The sequence below is a fragment of the Streptomyces sp. SID8374 genome, from assembly GCF_009865135.1.
GTDB lineage: Bacteria > Actinomycetota > Actinomycetes > Streptomycetales > Streptomycetaceae > Streptomyces.
On record NZ_WWGH01000001.1, the window covers coordinates 3859032 to 3880606 of the forward strand.

The 21575-nt window shown below is 70.9% G+C and carries 20 protein-coding genes; 8 read left to right on the forward strand and 12 right to left on the reverse strand.

Annotation, left to right across the window (positions count from 1 at the left end; genetic code table 11):
* Positions 1 to 26: 26 nt before the first annotated feature.
* From GTY67_RS16940 to GTY67_RS16960, 5 genes are all read right to left on the reverse strand, one after another.
* Positions 27 to 2882: an FtsX-like permease family protein gene (locus GTY67_RS16940; RefSeq protein ID WP_161279223.1), complete on the reverse strand. Its 2856-nt coding sequence runs from the start codon at positions 2880 to 2882 to the stop codon at positions 27 to 29.
* The gene (locus GTY67_RS16945; protein WP_093687541.1) at positions 2879 to 3688 is read right to left on the reverse strand and encodes an ABC transporter ATP-binding protein; all 810 of its coding nucleotides are present in this window, start codon (positions 3686 to 3688) and stop codon (positions 2879 to 2881) included. The genes GTY67_RS16940 and GTY67_RS16945 overlap by 4 nt, the downstream gene beginning before the upstream one ends.
* Positions 3689 to 3769: 81 nt before the next feature.
* Complete coding sequence (locus tag GTY67_RS16950) at positions 3770 to 4393, reverse strand: PadR family transcriptional regulator (RefSeq protein WP_093687543.1); 624 nt, start codon at positions 4391 to 4393, stop codon at positions 3770 to 3772.
* A gap of 94 nt (positions 4394 to 4487) precedes the next feature.
* Positions 4488 to 5210, reverse strand: coding sequence for a hypothetical protein (locus GTY67_RS34590; RefSeq protein WP_202461473.1), 723 nt, complete (start codon positions 5208 to 5210; stop codon positions 4488 to 4490).
* A 162-nt stretch (positions 5211 to 5372) separates the two neighbouring features.
* Positions 5373 to 7016: a protein kinase gene (locus GTY67_RS16960; RefSeq protein WP_093687545.1), complete on the reverse strand. Its 1644-nt coding sequence runs from the start codon at positions 7014 to 7016 to the stop codon at positions 5373 to 5375.
* A gap of 357 nt (positions 7017 to 7373) precedes the next feature.
* Here GTY67_RS16960 and GTY67_RS16965 point away from each other — a divergent pair, with 357 nt between their 5' ends.
* Positions 7374 to 8966 (forward strand): protein kinase, encoded by a 1593-nt coding sequence (locus tag GTY67_RS16965; RefSeq protein ID WP_161279224.1) that lies wholly within the window; start codon positions 7374 to 7376, stop codon positions 8964 to 8966.
* A gap of 81 nt (positions 8967 to 9047) precedes the next feature.
* Here GTY67_RS16965 and GTY67_RS16970 read toward each other — a convergent pair whose 3' ends face one another.
* The 3 genes from GTY67_RS16970 to GTY67_RS16980 all read right to left on the reverse strand — a co-directional run bounded on the left by GTY67_RS16970 (position 9048) and on the right by GTY67_RS16980 (position 11501).
* On the reverse strand, positions 9048 to 10079 hold the full coding sequence (locus GTY67_RS16970) for a phosphotransferase (RefSeq protein WP_093687549.1): 1032 nt from the start codon (positions 10077 to 10079) through the stop codon (positions 9048 to 9050).
* A 63-nt stretch (positions 10080 to 10142) separates the two neighbouring features.
* Positions 10143 to 10580: a pyridoxamine 5'-phosphate oxidase family protein gene (locus GTY67_RS16975; RefSeq protein WP_161279225.1), complete on the reverse strand. Its 438-nt coding sequence runs from the start codon at positions 10578 to 10580 to the stop codon at positions 10143 to 10145.
* A 261-nt stretch (positions 10581 to 10841) separates the two neighbouring features.
* The gene (locus GTY67_RS16980; protein WP_093687553.1) at positions 10842 to 11501 is read right to left on the reverse strand and encodes a response regulator transcription factor; all 660 of its coding nucleotides are present in this window, start codon (positions 11499 to 11501) and stop codon (positions 10842 to 10844) included.
* 349 nt (positions 11502 to 11850) lie between these two features.
* Here GTY67_RS16980 and pdhA point away from each other — a divergent pair, with 349 nt between their 5' ends.
* The 3 genes from pdhA to GTY67_RS16995 are packed head-to-tail and all read left to right on the forward strand — an operon-like array spanning position 11851 to position 15434.
* Positions 11851 to 13011, forward strand: coding sequence for a pyruvate dehydrogenase (acetyl-transferring) E1 component subunit alpha (gene pdhA, locus GTY67_RS16985; protein WP_093687555.1), 1161 nt, complete (start codon positions 11851 to 11853; stop codon positions 13009 to 13011).
* A gap of 2 nt (positions 13012 to 13013) precedes the next feature.
* Entirely contained in the window at positions 13014 to 13994 is a 981-nt protein-coding gene (locus GTY67_RS16990) for an alpha-ketoacid dehydrogenase subunit beta (RefSeq protein WP_030563182.1), read from the forward strand.
* A 12-nt stretch (positions 13995 to 14006) separates the two neighbouring features.
* The gene (locus GTY67_RS16995) at positions 14007 to 15434 is read left to right on the forward strand and encodes a dihydrolipoamide acetyltransferase family protein (RefSeq protein WP_161279226.1); all 1428 of its coding nucleotides are present in this window, start codon (positions 14007 to 14009) and stop codon (positions 15432 to 15434) included.
* 61 nt (positions 15435 to 15495) lie between these two features.
* Here the strand turns inward: GTY67_RS16995 and GTY67_RS17000 are convergent, their stop codons facing one another.
* The gene (locus GTY67_RS17000) at positions 15496 to 15924 is read right to left on the reverse strand and encodes an ATP-binding protein (protein WP_093687561.1); all 429 of its coding nucleotides are present in this window, start codon (positions 15922 to 15924) and stop codon (positions 15496 to 15498) included.
* Between the two features lie 165 nt (positions 15925 to 16089).
* Here GTY67_RS17000 and GTY67_RS17005 point away from each other — a divergent pair, with 165 nt between their 5' ends.
* Positions 16090 to 16977, forward strand: coding sequence for a helix-turn-helix transcriptional regulator (locus GTY67_RS17005; RefSeq protein ID WP_093687563.1), 888 nt, complete (start codon positions 16090 to 16092; stop codon positions 16975 to 16977).
* Positions 16974 to 17162, forward strand: coding sequence for a DUF397 domain-containing protein (locus GTY67_RS17010; protein ID WP_161279227.1), 189 nt, complete (start codon positions 16974 to 16976; stop codon positions 17160 to 17162). The genes GTY67_RS17005 and GTY67_RS17010 overlap by 4 nt, the downstream gene beginning before the upstream one ends.
* Positions 17163 to 17237: 75 nt before the next feature.
* On the opposite strand, the gene GTY67_RS17015 is transcribed toward GTY67_RS17010, so the two are convergent.
* The 3 genes from GTY67_RS17015 to GTY67_RS17025 all read right to left on the reverse strand — a co-directional run bounded on the left by GTY67_RS17015 (position 17238) and on the right by GTY67_RS17025 (position 19396).
* Complete coding sequence (locus GTY67_RS17015) at positions 17238 to 18140, reverse strand: D-alanyl-D-alanine carboxypeptidase (protein ID WP_093687567.1); 903 nt, start codon at positions 18138 to 18140, stop codon at positions 17238 to 17240.
* A gap of 176 nt (positions 18141 to 18316) precedes the next feature.
* On the reverse strand, positions 18317 to 19057 hold the full coding sequence (locus GTY67_RS17020) for a cation transporter (RefSeq protein ID WP_161279228.1): 741 nt from the start codon (positions 19055 to 19057) through the stop codon (positions 18317 to 18319).
* A gap of 3 nt (positions 19058 to 19060) precedes the next feature.
* Positions 19061 to 19396 (reverse strand): metalloregulator ArsR/SmtB family transcription factor, encoded by a 336-nt coding sequence (locus GTY67_RS17025; RefSeq protein ID WP_093687715.1) that lies wholly within the window; start codon positions 19394 to 19396, stop codon positions 19061 to 19063.
* A gap of 128 nt (positions 19397 to 19524) precedes the next feature.
* Between GTY67_RS17025 and GTY67_RS17030 the strand changes: the two genes are divergently transcribed.
* Complete coding sequence (locus tag GTY67_RS17030; RefSeq protein ID WP_161279229.1) at positions 19525 to 20208, forward strand: GntR family transcriptional regulator; 684 nt, start codon at positions 19525 to 19527, stop codon at positions 20206 to 20208.
* Complete coding sequence (locus tag GTY67_RS17035) at positions 20205 to 21515, forward strand: MFS transporter (RefSeq protein WP_161279230.1); 1311 nt, start codon at positions 20205 to 20207, stop codon at positions 21513 to 21515. Before GTY67_RS17030 ends, GTY67_RS17035 begins: the two co-directional genes overlap by 4 nt.
* Positions 21516 to 21575: the final 60 nt, after the last annotated feature.

Below are 21575 nucleotides of genomic sequence, written 5' to 3' on the forward strand. Positions count from 1 at the left end.
CACCGGCAGGGCCCAGGTGCCGCTCGCTACCCCGCCCGGCGGGCCAGCTTCAGCCGGGAGCTGGTGAGCCCGGCGGCCAGCAGCCCGGCCAGCACCGGGACCACCAGGGCCAGCAGCGCGATGGTCGGCCACGGCAGCACGATCGGAGTGTACGCCGACTCCATCGGATCCGCCCGCATCTCCGCCAGGGCCGCCCGCAGGTCGGTCAGGCGCAGCGCGACCGCCGGGACGATCCCCGCCGCCGTCCCCAGCAGCACCCCGGTCAGGGCGACCACCAGGCACTGGAAGCCGGAGAGCGAACGCCGTACGCCCGGGGGCGCGCCCACCGCGCTGAGGGTGGTGAGGTCGGCCTCCGCGTCGGCCTTGGAGAGCCCCGTCGTGATGGCGGCGGCGCCCAGGGTCACGACCCCGGCGAAGAGGGCGAGGATCAGCAGGATCGCCTCGTCGTCACCCTGCTGGGCGGGGTCCGAGGTCATCACGTACGACCGGTTCCCGGCCTGTTCGATCGCCGCGTCGGCCGCCTGCCGCTCGGCGTCGTTCGGCTCGCGGCTCAGCGCGTAGATGCTGCCGTGGTCCTCGGTGTGCAGGCCGAGCCCGTCGGCGGTGCGCTGCGGCAGGATCATCCGGATGCCCGGGGTCGCCGCGTACCGGTCCGGGGCGACGTACACCTTCAGCCGGTCCGTGGTGGTGCGGGCCTTGCCGGGGTGCAGGGCCCGGTTCTTCCTGTCCCGGTCGTTGTAGGTGTGGACGGCCTTGAGGGTGACCTCGCCGTCCTGCGCGTACGCCGAGTTGAGCAGGACGGGCGTGCCCTCGGCGAGGGCCTTCGCCGCCGCCGGGTCGTCGAGTTTCACGTACGACGTGAGCAGCCCGGCGTCACCGATGACGATCTTGTTGTCGTCGGTGCCGAGGGAGACCGAGGTGAACTGCTCGTCCATGCAGGCGGGGGAGTTCATCAGCCGCTTGTGCTCGTCGGCGGAGATCCGCAGCGCCAGCTCCTTGGCGCCCTTGCCCTTCAGGGGGCAGGAGTGGGCCTTTCCGGCGGGCTTGACGAGCGTCAGGGTCCCGCAGCCGTCCTCCTCGTAGTAGACCGAGCAGTCGCTGCCCGCCCAGACCCTGCCGAGGTCGGAACGGCCGCCGCTGACCGGGTAGTTCTGCTCCACGGCGGCCCGGGCACGGGGCAGGTTGGCCTTCTCGGTGGTGTCGAAGGTCAGCAGCGCCGCCGTGCGCTCGGTCAGGTTGGGCCGCTGGTCGTACGCCTGCTCGGCGGCGCTGCTGCTGGTGTACGTGGCGATGGCGACGCTGCCCGCGACGGCGGCCATGACGGCGGCGACGGCCGGGGCGGTACGGCCCCGGTTGCGGGCCGCGTCGCGCAGGGCCATCCGGGGCGTCAGCGGCAGCCGGCGGCCGAGCCGGCCGAGGAAGCCGACGATGACCGGGATGCAGCCGAGGAGGCCCAGTTCGGCGAGGACGGAACCGCCCGCGACCAGCTTGGTGCTGCCGCTGAGGCCTCCGTACACCGCGAGGGCGATCCCGGCCACGAGCACGACGGAGCCGACGACCGGCAGGACGCGGGAGCTGCGGCGGGAGCTGCGCCGGCCGGTGAGCGACTCCAGGACGGACTGGCGGCCCGCCACGATCGCCGGGGCGAGTGCGGCGAGGACACCGGTGACCAGGCCGAGCACGGCGATGGCGAGGATCTCCCAGGGCCGGACGGTCAGTTCGCCGAAGCGGCGGCCGGTGAAGTCCTCGATCATCGGGCGGAACAGGGCGGTGAGACCGAACCCGGCCCCGACGCCGACGACCGCGCCGACCCCGCCGAGCACCGCACCGCCCGCGAGCACCACGGCCCTGACCTGGCTGCGGGTGCCGCCGCACGAGCCGACCAGGCCCAGCTGGCGGCGCGAACGGCGGGCGCCCACGGCGAACGCCGGACCGGCCAGCAGCACGATCTCCAGGACCGCCATGGCGGCCACGGTGAGGGCGGCGGCGGTCATCTCCGCGTTGTTCACCTCCCAGTCCTGCCGGTTGGCGGCCATGGGGACCTCGGAGTCCGGCGGCGGGTCCAGGACGACCTGCCGGGCCCGTACCACTACGCCCTTCTCATTGGCGGCGAGCACGTCCGGCCAGGTCACACCCGCCCCGGGCGGGCCCTGGACCAGCCACTTCAGGTCGCTCGCCTGGGGCGGCAGGATCTTCTTGTCGCCGTCGGCGGCCTTCTGCCACGGGGCGACGACCGCGCCGGGGACGGCGAACAGCGACTCGTCCTTCAGGTCGGCGGGGAGTTCCACCGCGCCGGTGAGGGTGTAGACCTGCTGGGGGCCGCGCACGGTGATGCGGTCGCCCACGGAGAGCCCGGACGCCTTGAGGAAGGCATCGGTCGCCGCGATCTCGTCCCCGGCCCGCGGGTAGGCGCCGTCGGTCAGTTCGATGCGGCCGCGCAGCAGCGGGTCCGCGACGTCCAGTTCGGTGATCTGGGTGTCGGCGATGCCGTGGCGGGTCGTCACGGAAGCGGGCACGGACTGCTCGGTGAGGTACCGCGAGCCCTTCGGGAAGGTCGCCGGTACGTCGACGGGCTTCCGCTCGTCCCCGGGAAGCGTCTCCGGGGCGTCCTCCGGCGTCTGCCACATGATGCCGTCGGGCATCTGCTCCAGCCGGACCGGGCCCATCCCCTGGTCCTCGAAGAGGGCGTCGGCCGCTCCCAGAGCCGCCGTCAGCTCCTCCGCCACGGTGGGCAGGGCGCTGCGGTACGTCAGGTCGGCGGCGGTCACACCGAGGACCGGCAGAGCGATCATCGCGACGACGAGGGCGCTGCGGGCCTTGGCCCGCGCCGCGTCACGTCTGGCTATGCGGAAGGCGGCGCGCCATCCGGAGAAGAGGCTCACTTGGCGCCCTCGGTCGATCCGGAGGTTCCGGCCGCACCCGTGGCTCCCGCCGCGAGCAGCGATTCGGCCCCGGTGGTCAGCGTCTGGTCGACGATCGAACCGTCGCGGAGGAAGACGACCCGGTCGGCCCAGGCCGCGTACCGGGGCTCATGGGTCACCATCACCCCGGCCGCGCCCTGGTCGCAGCGGGTGCGCAGCAGGGCGAGGACGGCCTCGCCGGTCTCGGAGTCGAGGGCGCCGGTCGGTTCGTCGGCGAGGACGAGGCGCCGGTCGCCGACGAGGGCGCGGGCGATGGCGACGCGCTGCTGCTGGCCGCCGGACATCTCGTCGGGGAAGCGGTCGGCTATCTCGGTCAGCTTCATCTCGGCCAGTGCGGCGAGAGCTTCCTTGCGGGCCTTGCGCACGGAGACGCCGTCGAGTTCGCGGGGCAGCGCGATGTTCTCGGCGGCGGTCAGGGCGGGGATGAGGTTGTAGTCCTGGAAGACGTAGCCGACGCTGCGGCGGCGCAGGGCGGCGACGCCCTTGCGGCCGAGGGCGGCGATGTCCTGGCCCTCGATGATCACCTGGCCGCTGGTGGCGTTGTCGAGGCCCCCGGCCAGGGTCAGCAGGGTGGACTTGCCGGAGCCGGAGGGCCCCATGACGGCGACCAGCTCACCCGGGTGCACCGAGAGGCTGATCCCGCGCAGGGCGTGCACCTCGGCGATGCCGGAGCCATGGGTACGGGTCAGGGCCCGCAGTTCGAGTACGGGGTCGCCTGCGGGTGTCCCGGAGGACGGCGGCGGAGGTGTGGCGGCGGGCAGGGACATGGCGGGTGGTTCCCCCTGAGGCGTGCGTGCGGTTCTGGTACGTGGGGTGGCGAGGCGCGGTGGCGGAAGGCGGGTCCGGGGTCAGCGCCGGGCCTTCGTGCGTCCGGCCAGGGACCGGGCCGGGCCCCGGGTAGCCGCCGGGCCGGGTTCGGCCGAGGGCTCGGTGGCGGCGGCTTCGGCGAGGCGGACGAGCCGCGACTCGCAGTGGTCCAGCCAGCGGGCCTCGGCCTCGGCCTGGAAGATCAGCTGCTCCACCACGAGGAGCCAGGCGACCTCGTCCCGGTTGGCGGGGACGTCGGCCAGGGCCTGGGCCTTGAGCCGGGTGTAGTCCTGCATGGCCTTGAGCGTGTGGTGGCGCTGGGACTGGATGACCTCGCGGATGTCGACACCCGGGGCGCCCACGGCCATGGCGAGCTTGATGGCCAGCTCGTCGCGGGGCGGGTTGGTCCGGTCGACCGGGGTCTCGAACCAGCTGCGCAGCTCGGCCCGGCCGCCGTCGGTGATCGCGTAGAGGTCGTGCCCGGCCTCGTCGGCCCCCTCCTGCACGACCATGCCGTCGCGCTCCAGACGGCTGAGCGTCGTATAGACCTGGCCGACGTTGAGGGGCCAGGTGGAGCCGGTGCGGGACTCGAATTCGGTGCGGAGCTGGGAGCCGTACCGAGGGCCCCGCTCCAGGAGGGCCAGCAGCCCGTGGCGGATCGACATACTGAGTATGTATACCGAGTATGTCGCTCCTGGCAAGTCTCCTGGGGGTACGGCCACGGGGTGGTGGAGGCCGCTCACACGGCGTGAAGCGGAATCAGTTCACACGGCGCAGCCGGAAGGCGAGGAAGGCGATTCCGAGCCCGACCAGGGTGAGGCCCGAACCGAGCGAGACCTGCTGGACCTGACGTACGGCGGCGGCGTCCAGGGCACGTACGGCCGGAGGTCCCTGCTCGCTGAACGCCTCGGGCGGCGGGGTGAAGACCAGCAGGTCGGCGGCGGCCTCCTCGGACTCGTCCGAGGGTTCCGGCTCGTCCGGTGTCTCGGCCCGCGCCAGCTCCAGCGGGGTCAGCGAACGCCCGGGGCGTGCCTTCCCGGCCCCGGCCTCGCGCCCGGCCATCGGTGCGGTCGACCCCGACACCTCGACGGAAGCGGAACGGCTGGGAGAGGGCGATGCGGAACCTTCGGGGGCCTCGGCGCCTTCGACGTCACCGGCGTCCGCGGAGGGGCCGGCGTCGGTCTCGGCCGGCTGCACGGCCCCGCTCGCGCCGGGGGCCTCGGACGGCGGCACGGGCAGGCCGGGCAGCCCCGAGGGAAGCGTGGCGGCGGGCGAGGCACCCGGCGGAACGGGCGTGACGGCGGGACTCGACGCCCCGGAGGGCGTCGCACTGACGGACGGCCCGTCGACGGAGGCGGATGCGGAGGTGGATGCGGAGGCGGTCCCGCCCAGCGGCTCCCACGGCCCCAGCGCCGTGCCGACCGCCACCAGCAGACAGACCGCGCACCTCGACGGCCACACGGCCGGAAGTCCTGGAGCCATGAGATCAGCGTCACATGGGCTCCGGCATCCGGCATCCCGGACGGGCGAGGAGGAGATAACCGGCCGTTCAGGGGTCGATTGCCACCTCGGAACGGAGATCCACAGGCCCACAGTGATCAGAAACGGTCCTTCAGGACCACTGGGGAAGCCCGCCCCGTCGGGCTAGGACGGCCGCCCCGTCGAGACCTTCAGCTCGAAGTGGGCGCCGCGTTCGGCGACGGCCGCACCCGAGGACGGGAACTGTCCGACGACCTGGCCCTCCGCGTACGTGTTGCCGGGCTCCTCGATCTCCTTGATCGTCCACCCGGCGGCCGCCGCGCACTCCTTCGCCGAGAAGATGTCCTTGTAGACGAAGTTGGGCGCCTGGACCTTCTGCGGGTCGTTGGAGTCCTCGGTGGCGTCCGTGCAGGCCGTCGTCTTCATCGTCCGGTTGCGCTCCGGCGGCCGGTAGCCGTCGTCCGTCGAGGTCTCGCTGGTGCCCGGGTCGCCGCCCTTGCCCGCCTCGTCGTCCTTGCCGCCGCCCTGGAGCGCGAGGGCGGTGATCAGGCCGCCGACGGCGAGGAGCGCGACGACGATGGAGCCGACGATGACCGGCATGTTCCGCTTGGACGAGGAGCCGCCCGTGGTGGTGACGGCCGTCTGGTGCTGCGGGTTGATCGTGTACGGCGGCGGGGTCTGGTGGGCGAGCGGGCCCGGGTAGCCCTGGGCCGCCTGCGGGTAACCGTAGCTCGGCGCGGGAGTGGGGGCCGGCTGGTTGTACGGGCCCGACGGGTACGGCGACTGCGGGTGCGGCTGGTACGGCGTCTGGACGCTCTGCGGGGCCGGGGCGGCCTGGTCGACGGGCGGGAACACGGCCGAGCCGACGCCCGCACCGCTGTTGGCCGGTCCGCCGCCGGCCACGATCGCCGGGGCCCCGGTCTGGCCGCCGGAGGCGTTCAGCACCCGCGAGATCTCGTCCCGCATCGCCGCGGCGCTCGGGAAGCGCTCGTTCGGGTTCTTCTTCAGAGCGCGGGCGACGAGCGCGTCCACCGCCGGGGTGACCGACCGGTTGATGGTGGACGGCGCGACCGGCTCCTCCTGCACATGCGCGTACGCGATGGCGAGCGGCGAGTCCGCGTCGAACGGGATGCGCCCGGTGAGCAGCTGGAAGAGCATGATGCCGACCGAGTACAGGTCGGAGCGGGCGTCCACACCGCGGCCGAGAGCCTGTTCGGGGGAGAGGTACTGCGGGGTGCCGACGACCATGCCGGTCTGCGTCATCGAGGTGACACCGGACTGCATGGCGCGGGCGATGCCGAAGTCCATGACCTTCACGACGCCGCGCTTGGTCATCATCACGTTGCCGGGCTTGATGTCGCGGTGGACCAGGCCCATCTCGTGGCTGGTCTCCAGCGCGGCCAGCACGTCGGCCGTCACCTTGAGCGCCTTGTCGGCGGGCATCGCGCCGTGCTGCCGGATGTCGTCGGCCAGGACGGAGCCGAGCGGCTGGCCCTCGACGTACTCCATGACGATGTACGGCATCAGCGCGCCACCGAGCTCGTCCTCGCCGGTGTCGAAGACCGAGACGATGTTGGTGTGCTGGAGCTTGGCGACGGCCTGCGCCTCGCGGCGGAACCGCTCGCGGAAGGACTGCTCGCGCCCGAGCTCGGTGTGGAGGGTCTTGATCGCGACCTGGCGGTCGAGGGCGGAGTCGTAGGCCAGGTAGACGGAGGCCATGCCGCCCTCGCCGAGCAGGTCACGCAGCTGGTAGCGGCCGCCTGCCACCGCCCCGCCCGCGTAGCGGCCCTGTGCGCCGTCCTGGCTCATGACTTGCTTCCCCCTCGGCGGCGCGCATCCCTTGGCACGCGCTGTGATGCACACACAATGTTTTTGTAGGACGCGGTCGGGTGCGATCCGGTTCCGTACAACGCGATTACGCGCCAAGTCTGCCCGAGGGGTCCGACACGTCAAGCCGGGTGCCCGTTCCGTGACCCTACGCACAGGAAGCGTCTCGGAAGCGTTACAGGAAAGGCGTCGATGGCAGGTGCAGGACGCGCCGACCGGTCGGATGATCCGTCCGGAGCGGAACCTGGGTGTCCGGTGGAGGCTGTAGCGTGACGTGGCAATGCAGCAAGGCACCGTGAGAACCCGCGGACGCGCGGACAGATACGACGGCGAGGACTGATGGCACCCGATTCCGAAGCAAACGGCGGCGGAGTTTCGGATGGCTCCGACGCCTGGGGTGTCGGCGGCGTCGTCGGTGACGGACGCTACCGGATGACCTACCGGCTCGGCCGGGGCGGCATGGCAGAGGTGTACGCGGCGGAGGACGTCCGGCTCGGACGTACGGTCGCGGTCAAACTGCTCCGCTCGGACCTGGCCGAGGACCCGGTCTCCAAGGCCCGCTTCACGCGCGAGGCGCAGTCCGTCGCCGGGCTCAACCACCACGCGATCGTCGCCGTGTACGACTCCGGCGAGGACACCGTGGGCGGCCAGACCGTCCCGTACATCGTGATGGAGCTGGTCGAGGGCCGCACCATCCGCGACCTCCTCCTGACCGCCGAGGCACCCCCGCCCGAGCAGGCGCTGATCATCGTCTCGGGGGTGCTGGAGGCGCTGGCCTACTCGCACCAGCACGGCATCGTGCACCGCGACATCAAGCCCGCCAACGTGATCATCACGGACTCCGGCGCGGTCAAGGTGATGGACTTCGGCATCGCGCGGGCGCTGCACGGCGCCCAGTCGACGATGACCCAGACCGGCATGGTCATGGGCACGCCGCAGTACCTCTCCCCCGAGCAGGCGCTCGGCAAGGCCGTCGACCACCGCTCCGACCTCTACGCGACGGGCTGCCTGCTCTACGAACTGCTGGCGCTGCGGCCCCCGTTCACCGGTGAGACCCCGCTCTCGGTGGTCTACCAGCACGTCCAGGACATCCCGGTGCAGCCGTCCGAGGTCTCGGACGTGGTGCCGCCGGAGCTGGACGGGATGGTGATGCGGTCGCTGGCGAAGGACCCGGACGACCGGTTCCAGAGCGCGGAGGAGATGCGCGGGCTGGTCCAGTACAGCCTTCAGATGCTCCAGGTGCAGGGCGGTCACACGGGGACCTGGAACACCGGTCCGGTGGCGCTCCACGAGGGCGGCCAGACCCCGCCGCACGGGATGACGGGGTCGACCCGGGCGATGGGCCACCCGGTGCACGGGGACACCTCGCAGGGCCCGATCCTGCCCCCGTACAACCCGGACGACGGCGGCTACGACGGCGGTCAGCGCGGCGGTGGCGGGCGCAACAAGATGTGGCTGTTCGTGGTGCTCGCCCTGGTCGCGATCGGTGCCGGGGTCGCCTTCGCCATCAGCGCGTCCAAGGGCGACGACAACGACAAGCAGCCGGTCAAGCCGTCGCCGTCGGTGAGTTCGTCCGAGGAGACGCCCTCGGAGGAGCCGTCCGAGGAGGAGTCCGAGGAGCCGGAGCAGCCGAGCGACCCGACGGGCGGCCAGACGCAGCCGAACCCGCCGCCGTACACCCCGCCCCCGACCCGGAGCCAGCCCACGTTCACGCCCTCGCCGACCCCGTCCGACAACACGGACGCGGGCACGACGGACGGCAACACCAACGAGGGCAGCAGCGGCGAACCGAGCGGCGACCCCAGCACGCCGACGACCGACCCGGGCACCCCGGGCGGCGGCAACGGCGGGGAGCCGGGCGGCGGAGCCGGCGGTGGCGACGACGGGGGTACGGGAACGACCCCCGGCTCCTCGGCTGGCCTCACCCCGTAGCAGCCCGCACGGGTCACGCGTCACCTCTTGAGGCGCACGCGTGACCCTCCAGCCGCACGCGTGACCTCTCGGCCGCCCGTCTCACTCCGTGAAGGCCGCGCAGACCGCCTCGTACTCACGGGTCCACCAGACCGCCAGGGCCGACACCGCAGGGAACTGCGGGTCGGCCCTTCGGTCGTCCAGGCGGTAGCGCCAGCGGAGTATCCAGAAGTCGTTGAGCCGCTCCCACCACACCCGGTGCACGGCGGCGGCCAGTTCGGCGGCCCCCGCCCCCGCCGCACGCCGGTAGGCGCGCGCGTACGCCCGTACCTTCGCCAGGTCCAGCTCCCCGCCCGGCTGCACGAAGAAGATGGCGGCAGCCCGGACCGCCTCCTCGGCGCGCGGCTGCACCCCCAGCCGGTCCCAGTCCACGATCGCGACCGGATCGGCGCCCCGGTAGAGCAGGTTGAGCGGATGGAAGTCCCCGTGCACCCACCCGGTCGCGGGCCCGTCCGGCGTCGGCGGCCGGCGGTGCGCATGGCGCTCCAGCAGCACCCGGCGCTCCACGAGCCGGTGCACGGCCAGCTCGTCGAAGGCGTCGCGCGGGGTGTCCCGGGGCCGCTGCCCCCGCGCCACGGCGAGCAGTTCGTCGATCAGCGCGAAGGTGTCGGCGGCGTGCGGGCTGCCGTACCCGGCGGGTAACGGCCCCACCGCGGGCTCGGGTTCACCGTCCGTCGGCATGACCTGCTCAAGAGCGGTGTGTACGGCTCCGAGGAGCGTCCCGAGACGCCGGGACTGGTGGGGGGTGAGCTGGGATCCGACCCGGTGCAGTCCGTCGACCCAGGGGTGCAGGGCGTAGCAGCGGTCGCCGATGACGGTGACCGTGGTGCCCTCCGCGTCGGTCAGCGGCGGGACGACGGGCACACCGAGGGAGGCCAGGCGCTGGGTGGCGCGGTGCTGGCGCACGATCGTGGCGCGTTCACCGGTGGCGTCGTCGATGTGCTTCTTGTCGAGGTGGTGCTTGAGGAAGTAGGAGCCGCGGGTGGTGGAGACGCGGTATCCGTGGTTCAGCAGGCCCTTGGTGATCGGCTCGCAGGCGAGCGGTTCTCCCACCTCCGGGTAGCGGCGCAGCACCTCGCCGACCGGAGGAACTGGTGGGCGGGTTACATATGAGCGCGGCACTTACCAAATGGTAGATCACGCTGCGTGGCGGACAAGCTGACTTGCGCTGAAGTCAAGAGTGTGCTTCGTGACGAAGTGCGGGTCGACCCGGAGGTAGGCCGGAGCGAAGGGCTCACCGTTGGCGAGGACGGGGGCGGTACCGAAGAGTTCCGCCTGCTCGGGGCAGGGATGGACGATCTCGGCGGGCCCGGTGAACTGCACCGACCACAGGTCCCCGCCGTCGCCCGAGGAGGCCGCGTTGTAGTTGTCCGCCCCGTAGGCGACGACGCTCCCGTCGCACGCCTCGTGGTAGCCGAAGCCGCTGTGCATCCGCAGCAGGATGCGGCCGTCGCTCACGATGTGCCGGGCCACCGCCAGGAACGGCAGGGCGCGCATGCTGGTGGCGAGACGGCCGTACGGGACCCGGCGGAGCAGCTCCATCGCCGTGGGCGCGGGGGTTTCGTCGGAGGGCATACGGTCCACTCTCCGGCACGCGTAGGGGCCGGGTAAGAGTCCCCGGCCCCGGGCGGCCCGGGACCAAAGTCCCTAGGGCCTGTCGTCAAACTGCCGTCTGCCGTGCGACGCCTGGCACGCACGCTCGCGGCGTTGCCGAAATGGCCAAGTAGCTCCGCTACGAGGCCATTCCGGCGCCTTGCGATCGCACGCACCAGACGCCGCGCGGCCGCCCTTCGGGCGACGACGGCAGTTTGACGACAGGCCCTAGGCCCCCGGGCGTCAGCGGCGCTCGGCCTGGAGCCGTGCGACGTACGCGGCCGCCTGCGAGCGGCGCTCCATGCCCAGCTTGGACAGCAGGCTGGAGACGTAATTCTTGATCGTCTTCTCGGCGAGGTGCAGCCGCTCCCCGATGACCCGGTTGGTCAGCCCCTCCCCGATCAGATCCAGGATCTTGCGCTCCTGCTCGGTGAGGTTGGCGAGCCGCTCGTCGCCCTTGGCGGTGCCGCCGTCGCGCAGCCGCTCCAGCACCCGGGCGGTCGCGACGGGGTCCAGCAGGGATTTTCCGGCGGCGACGTCCCGTACGGCATTGAGCAGTTCATCGCCCCGGATCGCTTTCAGCACATAACCCGACGCACCGGCCATGATGGCGTCGAAAAGTGCCTCGTCATCGGCGTACGAGGTGAGCATCAGGCATTTGATGTTCTCGTCCAGCGAACGGACCTCCCGGCACACCTCCACCCCGCTGCCGTCGGGCAGCCGGACGTCGAGAACCGCCACATCGGGACGCGTCGCCGGGATCCTGACCAGGGCGTCGGCGGCCGTACCCGCCTCGCCGACCACCTCGATGTCGGGTTCGGAGGCCAGCAGCTCATGGACGCCACGCCGGACGACCTCGTGATCGTCCAGCAGAAATACGGTGATTTTTCCATCTTCGCGCACGGTCGCAGTCTCACACACTCGCCTCTCCTCCGCTCTTCCCAGCCGCTGATCCGCGGGATAACGTGCCGTTGTTCCGGCGGCCTGCAAGGCTGTTACCAGTGCTGTGACCAGCAGAGCTTCGTGATTTTTTCGATTTACTTGGAAATCCAAGCAAAAACGCAGGTCAGATAGGGTTTCGCAGTTATGCGATGCACTGGGTAACGTGCCTATGACAGGGCGCTCGCCGGGGCACCTGTCACGCCTGTATCCCGGCCGAGAAGCACCCACCCCGTGCACGGGTCCGGACACAGGCGAGCCGCACTGGTTTCCCGGCAGACCCCGGGGGCCGGACCGACGGAGGAGCACGCACGTGACCGTGGAGAGCACTGCCGCCGCGCGTAAACCGCGACGCGCCAGTAAGCGGACCAGCGCCGCGAAGAAGCCGCAGAGTTCCGAGCCCCAGCTCGTGCAGCTGCTGACGCCCGAGGGCGAGCGGGTGGAACACCCGGACTACAGCATCGACCTGAGCGCCGACGAGCTGCGCGGCCTGTACCGGGACATGGTCCTCACCCGCCGCTTCGACGCCGAGGCGACCGCCCTCCAGAGGCAAGGGGAGCTGGGCCTGTGGGCCTCGCTGCTGGGCCAGGAGGCCGCGCAGATCGGCAGCGGCCGGGCGCTGCGCGACGACGACTACGTCTTCCCGACCTACCGGGAACACGGGGTGGCCTGGTGTCGCGGGGTCGACCCCACCAACCTGCTGGGCATGTTCCGCGGGGTCAACCACGGTGGCTGGGACCCGACGACCAACAACTTCCACCTGTACACGATCGTCATCGGCTCGCAGACCCTGCACGCCACCGGCTACGCCATGGGCGTCGCCAAGGACGGCGCGGACTCGGCCGTGATCGCGTACTTCGGTGACGGTGCCTCCAGCCAGGGCGATGTCGCGGAGTCGTTCACCTTCTCCGCCGTCTACAACGCCCCGGTCGTGTTCTTCTGCCAGAACAACCAGTGGGCCATCTCCGAGCCCACCGAGCGCCAGACCCGCGTGCCGCTCTACCAGCGCGCGCAGGGTTACGGCTTCCCCGGCGTCCGGGTCGACGGCAACGACGTCCTCGCCTGCCTGGCCGTCACCCGCTCCGCGCTGGAGCGCGCCCGCCGAGGCGAAGGCCCCACCCTGGTCGAGGCGTTCACGTACCGCATGGGCGCCCACACCACCTCCGACGACCCGACGAAGTACCGGGCCGACGACGAGCGGGCCGCCTGGGAGGCGAAGGACCCGATCCTGCGCCTGCGCACGTACCTGGAGAAGGAGAAGCTCGCCGACGAGGCGTTCTTCACCGGGCTGGAGACGGAGAGCGAGACCCTCGGCAAGCGCGTACGCGAGGTCGTACGGGCGATGCCCGACCCGGAGCCGCTCTCCCTGTTCGAGCACGGCTACGCCGACGGCAACTCCCTCGTCGACGAGGAGCGCGCCCAGTTCTCCGCCTACCAGGCATCGTTCGCAGACTCCGCCGAGGAGGGCAAGTAGCCATGGCCGTGGAAAAGATGTCCATCGCGAAAGCGCTCAACGAGTCGCTGCGTCTGGCCCTCGACACCGACCCCAAGGTCCTCATCATGGGCGAGGACGTCGGAAAGCTCGGCGGCGTCTTCCGGATCACCGACGGTCTCCAGAAGGACTTCGGCGAGGACCGGGTGATCGACACCCCGCTCGCCGAGTCCGGCATCGTCGGCACCGCGATCGGCCTGGCCCTGCGCGGCTACCGCCCGATCGTGGAGATCCAGTTCGACGGCTTCGTCTTCCCCGCGTACGACCAGATCGTCACGCAGCTCGCGAAGATGCACGCCCGCGCGCTCGGCAAGATCAAGCTCCCGGTCGTCGTCCGTATCCCGTACGGCGGCGGCATCGGCGCGGTGGAGCACCACAGCGAGTCCCCCGAGGCGCTCTTCGCGCACGTCGCGGGCCTGAAGGTGGTCTCGCCGTCCAACGCGAGCGACGCCTACTGGATGATGCAGCAGGCCGTCCAGAGCGATGACCCGATCATCTTCTTCGAGCCCAAGCGGCGCTACTGGGACAAGGGCGAGGTCGACACCGAGTCCATCCCCGGCCCGCTCCACAAGGCCGTCACCGTCCGCGAGGGCAGCGACCTGACGCTCGTCGCGTACGGTCCGATGGTCAAGGTCTGCCTGGAAGCGGCCGCGGCCGCCCAGGAGGAGGGCAAGTCGGTCGAGGTCCTGGACCTGCGCTCCATGTCCCCCATCGACTTCGACGCCATCCAGACCTCGGTCGAGAAGACCGGCCGGCTCGTCGTCGTCCACGAGGCGCCCGTCTTCTACGGCTCCGGCGCGGAGATCGCCGCCCGCATCACCGAGCGCAGCTTCTACCACCTCGAAGCGCCGGTGCTCAGGGTCGGCGGCTACCACGTGCCCTACCCGCCGGCCCGGCTGGAGGACGAGTACCTGCCCGGCCTGGACCGGGTACTCGACGCCGTCGACCGCTCGCTTGCGTACTGAGGGACAGGAGTCGTGACGACGATGACACAGACGTCCGCTCGCTTCCGCGAGTTCAAGATGCCCGACGTGGGCGAGGGGCTCACCGAGGCCGAGATCCTCAAGTGGTTCGTCCAGCCCGGCGACACGGTCACCGACGGCCAGGTCGTGTGCGAGGTCGAGACGGCGAAGGCGGCGGTGGAGCTGCCGATCCCGTTCGACGGCGTGGTGCACGAGCTGCGGTTCTCCGAAGGTACGACGGTCGATGTCGGCCAGGTGATCATCACGGTGGATGTGGCGCCGGGGAGCGGTGAGGAGGCTCCGGTTCCGGCTCCGGTGCAGGAGCCGGTGGAGGCTCCCGCTCCCGCCGCCGACGAGCCGAAGGGCCGTACGCCGGTCCTGGTCGGTTACGGGGTCGCGGAGTCCTCCACCAAGCGCCGCCCGCGCAAGGGGGCGGCTGCTCCGGAGGCGGCTGCGGTCGCGGCGGCGGTACAGGCGGAGCTGAACGGACACGGAGCGCCGGCGCCCGCTGCGCCTGTCGCTCCCGCCGCTCCTGAGGCTCCGGTCGGCCGCCCGCTGGCGAAGCCGCCGGTACGGAAGCTGGCGAAGGACCTGGGGATCGACCTGGCGACGGTGGTGCCGACCGGCAAGGACGGCATCATCACCCGCGAGGACGTGCACGCGGCTGCGGTCGCGGCTGTGGCGCCTGAGACCGTTGAGCCGGTGGCGGCTGCCGTGGAGGTCGTGGACGCCACGGCCTCCGCGAGGGAGACCCGTATCCCGGTCAAGGGGGTCCGCAAGGCGATCGCGCAGGCGATGGTGGGCAGCGCGTTCACCGCCCCGCACGTCACCGAGTTCGTGACGGTCGACGTGACGCGCACGATGAAGCTGGTGGCGGAGCTGAAGGAGGACAAGGAGATGGCGGGGGTGCGGGTCAACCCGCTCCTGATCATCGCCAAGGCCCTCCTGGTCGCGATCAAGCGGAACCCCGAGGTCAACGCGGCCTGGGACGAGGCCAACCAGGAGATCGTGCAGAAGCACTACGTCAACCTGGGCATCGCGGCGGCCACCCCGCGCGGTCTGATCGTGCCGAACATCAAGGACGCGCACGAGAAGACGCTGCCGCAGCTCGCGGCGGCCCTGGGCGAGCTGGTCACCACGGCGAGGGACGGCAAGACGTCCCCGGCGGCGATGGCGGGCGGCACGGTGACGATCACCAACGTCGGCGTCTTCGGCGTCGACACGGGCACCCCGATCCTGAACCCGGGCGAGTCCGCGATCCTGGCCGTCGGCGCGATCAAGCTCCAGCCCTGGGTGCACAAGGGCAAGGTGAAGCCGCGTCAGGTCACCACGCTGGCCCTGTCGTTCGACCACCGCCTGGTCGACGGCGAGCTGGGCTCCAAGGTGCTGGCCGATGTGGCGGCGATCCTGGAACAGCCGAAGCGCCTGATCACCTGGGCGTAGGTCGCTCGGTCGGTGGGCCCGTACGCAGCTCTGCGTACGGGCCCACCGGCATGTCCGGGCATCACCGTACGGACAGCTCGGCGAACACCGACTTGCCGACGGTGCGCGGCTCCACGCCCCAGTGGTCGGCGAGCTGAGCGACGATCAGGAGCCCGCGCCCGTAGCAGTCGTCGGCGCCGGGCCGCTGGAGGCAGGGCAACCGCTCCCCGCGCGGATCGCTGACGGTGATCCGGAGGACGGACTCGGTGAGCGTGAGGTGGACCCGGAAGAGCCGCCCCCGGATGGCCCCGTGCAGCAGGGCGTTGGTGGCCAGCTCGCTGACGAGCAGCGCCGCGTCCCCGGCCATCCCCGGCTGCCCCCACTGAAGGACGAGCCGAGCGGCCCGATGCCGGCTGAGGGACACGCTGCGAGCGGTGGGCGTGTAGTCGACCCGGTCCTCCCGGAGGACGGGCTCGGGGGCGGGGGCGGAGAGCTCTTGGGCTGCGGTCATGGTCGCTTGCCTCCGGGTGGGGTGGGGTGGTCAGCAGAGTGCCGACCGTAGTGACAGAAAGCTCTCGTGCTCAAGCAGTTTGGGGAATATATTCCCCGAACGAGCGAATGGGGGCGTTGTCGGTGCGCTTGCTGGCACACTGGGCGCGATCATCGGGAGGACGAGATGCGCAGTTCCGGAGCCGCTGCACGTGGCAATCGGACGTCCACCGTGCTTGGGCGACGCCTCGGTGGCGAGCTGCAACGCCTGCGGATCGGAGCAGGCATGACGCAGCAGCAGGCCGCCGAGTACCTGAGCGCGACGGCGACCAAGGTGGTGAAGATGGAGAGCGGGTGGGTTCCGATCCGCGATCCGGACATCCGGGCCTTGTGCCAGCTGTACGGAGTGACGGACGACCAGGTTGTCGCAGGGCTGTTGGACATCGCGAAGACGGACCGTGAGCGCCGGAAGGTAAAGGGCTGGTGGGACAACGGCCTCGTGCCAGGCGGCGTGGACTACATCGCGATGGAGGACGGCGCCCTGCGCAACAGGCAGTGGCAGGTGGCCCTGATTCCGGGGTTGTTCCAGACGGCCGAGTACATCAGGGCGATGGGCGTGGCGGATCTGCCCTGGGACGACATCGACCAGCTCGAAGCCGTGGTCGAGGCTCGGGCGCGGCGCCAGCGAAGACTGCACGGCGACAACCCGCTGCTGATGCATGCCGTCATCTGGGAGGCCGCCTTGCGGCAGCTCATCGGAGGGCCTGACGTCATGCGGCGCCAGCTCAACCACCTGTGCGAGCTGTCGGAGCTCCCCAACATCCACATCCAGGTGCTGCCGTTCCGGGCAGGTGGACACAGCGGCGTCGGCGGCCCGTTCAATATCCTGTCGTTCAGCGAGGACAAGGCTGTGGACGTGGTCCACATGGACGCGTCCCGCTCCGAGATCTGGATCGAGGATGCGGAGCGGAGTGCGGTCTTCGTCGGGATGTTCAACAGCCTGGTGACCTCGAGCCTGTCGCCACACGATTCGGTACAGCTCATGCAGAGCATCGCCAAAGGGATGAGTGAATGAGAACGTTCCAGTTCACCAAGTCCAGCCACAGCACCAAGGAACACGACTGCGTCGAGGTCGCCCGCAACATCCCCACCACCGTCGCCGTCCGCGACTCCAAGCGTCCCGGCGGCCCCCTGCTCACCGTCGCGCCCGCCGCGTGGGATGCCTTCACGGCCGACCTGCGCCGGCCGCAGCACCCGTAGGGCCGTACGTACGACGAAGGGGCCCGGCCCGCACGGTGTGTGCGGGCCGGGCCCCTTTCCGTACGCGCGGGCCGGTTACTTCTTGAAGCCGTAGTCCATGAGCTTCTTCGCGTCGGCCGTGCGGGTCGTCTCGTTGGTGGACGTGAGGACCGTGCCGATGACCGTCTTGCCGTTGCGCGTCGCGGCGAAGACCAGGCAGTACTTGGCGGTCGGGCCCGAGCCCGTCTTCACGCCGATCGCCCCGCTGTAGCTGCTGAGCATCTTGTTGGTGTTGGTCCACGCCATGTTGCGGTAGCCGCCACTCTTCGTGGTGACCTTCTGCGTGGTCGACTTCGTCTTGACGATCGTGCGGAACGTGGGGTTCTTCATCGCCTGGCTGGCGATGATCGTCAGGTCCCGGGGAGTCGAGTAGTTGTTCCCGCCCCCGATGCCGTCGAACGAGTCGAACTTGGTGTTCTTCAGCTTCAGCGTCTTCGCCGTGGAGTTCATCTTGCCGATGAACGACTTGACGCGGGCGTCACGGGTCTTGCCGGAGCCGAACTTGTCCGCCAGGGCGTACGCCGCGTCGCAGCCGGACGGGAGCATCAGGCCGTAGAGCAGCTGGCCGACCGTCACCTTGTCGCCGACGATGAGCCGGGCGGACGAGGCGTTCTTCGAGACGATGTAGTCGCTGTACGCCTTCTGGATCGTGACCTTGGTCTTGAGGTTCACGTTCTTCTGCTGCAACACCACGAGGGCGGTCATGATCTTCGTGGTGGAACCGGTGGAGCGGCGGGTGTCCGCGGTCTTGGTGTAGAGCGCCTTGCCGGTGCCGTTGTTCATCACGAAGCCGCCCTTGGCGACGATCGTCGGAACCGGCGGCGCCGTGGCGGCCTGGGCCGTCGAAGCGAAGGCACCGCTCGCGAGCACCGCACCCGCGGTGAGGGCCACCGTGCTCGTGATGGTGACGCGATTTATGCGCTTGATCCCGAATTTCAACTGAACGCTCCAAATGCCCCTGATATGCGGCCACATAAGGGTGCCGCTCGGTGGTGAGACTCCTGGGGCGGGTGAATGGATGCGTTCCCGAACGGGTGAATTTGCGCAGACTTGACCTTGAGCCCGGTCGGCCTGACCGTGAGCCGGCCGGGTCGGAATGCCGGCCTGATGCCCGGTCAGCGCCCGCCGGTCTCCGCCGGGGCGCAGCACGTACAACCGGGCCGGCAGCCGCACGCGTCCGCCGGGGCACCCGCCGGAGCGGTGTCGGCCGCCACGGGGGCCGACGGCGCGCAGCAGCCCTTGCCCTGCCAGGCGTCCCGGCCCTCCTTGACCGCGATGACGGCGATGACGAGGGCGGCGACCGGGTCCGCCCAGGACCAGCCGAGCGTGGCGTTGAGGAGGAGGCCGACGAGGAGGACGGCGGAGAGGTACGTGCAGAGCAGGGTCTGCTTCGAGTCCGCGACGGCGGAGGCGGAGCCGAGTTCGCGGCCGGCCCGGCGCTGCGCGGCCGACAGGAACGGCATGACCGCCAGGGAGAGCGCCGCGATCACGATGCCGGTGAGGGATCGGTCGGCCTCGCCGTCGCCCACGAGTGCCCGGACGGCGTCGACGGAGACGTACGCGGCTAGCGCGAAGAAGGAGAGGGCGATGATCCGCAGGGCGGTCTTCTCCCGGGCCTCGCGCACCGCGTGGTCGCGGGCGGAGAACTGCCAGGCGACGGCGGTGGCCGAGGAGACCTCGATGACGGAGTCCAGGCCGAAGCCGACCAGTGCGCTGGAGGAGGCGATCGTTCCGGCGGTGAGGGCGACGACCGCCTCGATGAGGTTGTACGCGATGGTCGCCACGACCAGCAGCCGTATCCGGCGGGCCAGCGTGTCACGGCGGGCCGGGGAGGGCCCCAGGGAGAGCGCGGTCATCGCTCAGCAGCACCCTTCCGTGTCGGCGTCCGCGCAGGTGCGGTCGGTCTCCACGGCCACCACGGCCGTGCGCAGGCTGTCCAGGGCGGTGCCCAGGCGTTCGTCGGCCAGCTCGTAGCGCGTTCGCCGGCCGTCCGGCACGGTGACGACCAGGCCGCAGTCGCGCAGGCAGGCGAGGTGGTTGGAGAGCCGGGGGCGCGAGATGCCCAGGGCGTCGGCGAGGTCGGAAGGGTAGGCCGGGGCCTCGCGGAGTGCGAGCAGCAGGCGGCAGCGGATCGGGTCGGCGAGCGCGCGGCCGAACCGTGCGAGCACCTCGATGTCGGAAGCGACAGTCAGCATGAGGACGACGGTACAGCTCATCGTGAATTCAGGGAAGCGTGAATCGTCGGATGTCGTGCGGCCTTCCCTGGATTCCAGAATCCGGACGCCCCTCCTCGATGCGTGCATGTTGTATCTATGCTGTGCGCATGCCTGCCGCAGCCCCCGCCCCCGTACAGCCGACGACCACTTCCCCCAAGCAGCCGCCCGCCGCCGAGCGCGTCTACGCGCACATCAAGGAGGCGGTTCTCGACCGTCGCTACGAGGGCGGCACGCTGCTCACCGAAGGTGGGCTCGCGGATGCGGTAGGGGTGTCGCGTACGCCGGTGAGGGAGGCGTTGCTGCGGCTGGAGGTCGAAGGGCTGATCAAGCTCTACCCGAAGAAGGGCGCCCTCGTGCTGGCCGTCTCCGCGCAGGAGATCAAGGACGTGGTGGAGACCCGGCTGCTGGTGGAGGAGTTCGCGGCGCGTAAAGCCGTTCCCGCGTCACCCCGGTTGATCGCGCGGCTCGAACAGCTCCTGGAGGAGCAGCGGCAGCTCGCGGAGGTCGGGGATCTGGCGGAGGTGGCCGTCAAGGACCGCTGTTTCCATGCCGAGATCGTCAAGAACGCGGGCAACGACATCCTCTCGCGCCTCTACGACCAGCTGCGCGACCGCCAGTTGCGGATGGGCGTCGCGGTGATGGAGGCGCATCCGGGCAGGATCGAGGCCAACATCACCGAGCACAGCGAGCTGCTGGAGGCGATCCGGGGCGGGAACGCCGAGGAGGCCGCGCAGGTCGTGCGGCGCCATGTCAGCCGCGTGCGGGTGCTGGTCCGGGGTGAGGACCGGTGAGTTCGGCCGCCGCCCCCCCGCTCCCGCTGCCCGGCGATCCACCCGGGGGCCGACGTGCCGCCTGGGTCTGGGGGATCGGCGTCGCGGTCTACTTCGTCGCGATCATCTTCCGTACGAGCCTGGGTGTGGCCGGTCTCGACGCCGCCGACCGGTTCGACGTCAACGCCTCGGCCCTCTCCACCTTCTCCATCCTCCAGCTCCTCGTCTACGCGGGCATGCAGATACCCGTGGGGCTGATGGTCGACCGGCTCGGCACCAAGCGGGTCCTCACCATCGGGGCCGTCCTCTTCACGGTCGGTCAGCTCGGGTTCGCGCTCTCCCCCTCGTACGGCATGGCGCTGGCCGCACGCGCCCTGCTCGGCTGCGGTGACGCGATGACGTTCATCAGCGTGCTGCGGCTCGGCAGCCGCTGGTTCCCCGCCCGGCGAGGGCCGCTGATCGGCCAGGTCGCCGCGCTGTTCGGGATGGCGGGCAACCTCGTCTCGACCCTCTTCATCGCGCGGGCCCTGCACAGCTTCGGCTGGACGACGACCTTCGTCGGCAGCTCGCTGGCGGGGGTCGTCGTGCTCGTCCCGCTCCTGCTGTTCCTCAAGGACCACCCCGACGGCCACGAGCCGCCGCCCGCCGAGCACGCGGGTGCCGCCTACGTACGCAAGCAGATCGCCGCCGCCTGGCGGGAGCCGGGGACGCGGCTCGGGATGTGGGTGCACTTCACCACCCAGTTCCCGGCGATGGTGTTCCTGCTGCTCTGGGGGATGCCGTTCCTCGTCGAGGCGCAGGGGCTCAGCCGGGGGACGGCGGGCACGCTGCTGACCCTGGTGGTGCTCTCCAACATGGTGGTGGGGCTCGTCTACGGGCAGATCATCGCCCGGCACCACGGGGCGCGGGCCCCCATCGCGCTGGGTACGGTCGCGACGACCGCCCTCCTCTGGGCGTGCGCGATCTTGTATCCGGCCGCTCACACGCCGGTGTGGCTGCTGACCGTCCTGTGCGTGGTGCTGGGCGCCTGCGGCCCCGCCTCGATGGTCGGCTTCGACTTCGCCCGGCCCGCCAATCCGCCGGAGCGTCAGGGCACCGCGTCGGGGATCGTCAACATGGGGGGGTTCATCGCCTCCATGACGACGCTGTTCGCCGTCGGGGTGCTGCTGGACGCCACAGGCGGCAACTACCGCGCCGCCTTCGCCTCGGTCTTCGTCCTGGAGGCGCTCGGCGTCGCCCAGATCCTGCGGCTGCGCCGTCGTGCGGCGCTCAGGGAACGCGACCACCATGTGGTGAGCCGGGTGGAGGCCGTGCACGTACCGGCGTAGGCCTCTGCGGTACGTCGTGCCCGGCGGCGCGCCCGCCCACCCGTCAACTCCGGGGCGGGC

Bases quoted from the DNA above. Each gene is read 5' to 3' on its own strand.
- GTY67_RS34590 (WP_202461473.1), bottom strand. From the start codon at position 5,210: ATGGCTCCAGGACTTCCGGCCGTGTGGCCGTCGAGGTGCGCGGTCTGT.
- GTY67_RS16990 (WP_030563182.1), top strand. From the start codon at position 13,014: ATGGCCGTGGAAAAGATGTCCATCGCGAAAGCGCTCAACGAGTCGCTG.
- GTY67_RS17025 (WP_093687715.1), bottom strand. From the start codon at position 19,396: ATGCTGACTGTCGCTTCCGACATCGAGGTGCTCGCACGGTTCGGCCGC.
- GTY67_RS16965 (WP_161279224.1), top strand. From the start codon at position 7,374: ATGGCACCCGATTCCGAAGCAAACGGCGGCGGAGTTTCGGATGGCTCC.
- GTY67_RS17030 (WP_161279229.1), top strand. From the start codon at position 19,525: ATGCCTGCCGCAGCCCCCGCCCCCGTACAGCCGACGACCACTTCCCCC.
- GTY67_RS16960 (WP_093687545.1), bottom strand. From the start codon at position 7,016: ATGAGCCAGGACGGCGCACAGGGCCGCTACGCGGGCGGGGCGGTGGCA.
- GTY67_RS16975 (WP_161279225.1), bottom strand. From the start codon at position 10,580: ATGCCCTCCGACGAAACCCCCGCGCCCACGGCGATGGAGCTGCTCCGC.
- GTY67_RS17010 (WP_161279227.1), top strand. From the start codon at position 16,974: ATGAGAACGTTCCAGTTCACCAAGTCCAGCCACAGCACCAAGGAACAC.
- GTY67_RS16950 (WP_093687543.1), bottom strand. From the start codon at position 4,393: ATGTCGATCCGCCACGGGCTGCTGGCCCTCCTGGAGCGGGGCCCTCGG.
- GTY67_RS17005 (WP_093687563.1), top strand. From the start codon at position 16,090: ATGCGCAGTTCCGGAGCCGCTGCACGTGGCAATCGGACGTCCACCGTG.
- GTY67_RS17020 (WP_161279228.1), bottom strand. From the start codon at position 19,057: ATGACCGCGCTCTCCCTGGGGCCCTCCCCGGCCCGCCGTGACACGCTG.
- GTY67_RS16945 (WP_093687541.1), bottom strand. From the start codon at position 3,688: ATGTCCCTGCCCGCCGCCACACCTCCGCCGCCGTCCTCCGGGACACCC.
- GTY67_RS17000 (WP_093687561.1), bottom strand. From the start codon at position 15,924: ATGACCGCAGCCCAAGAGCTCTCCGCCCCCGCCCCCGAGCCCGTCCTC.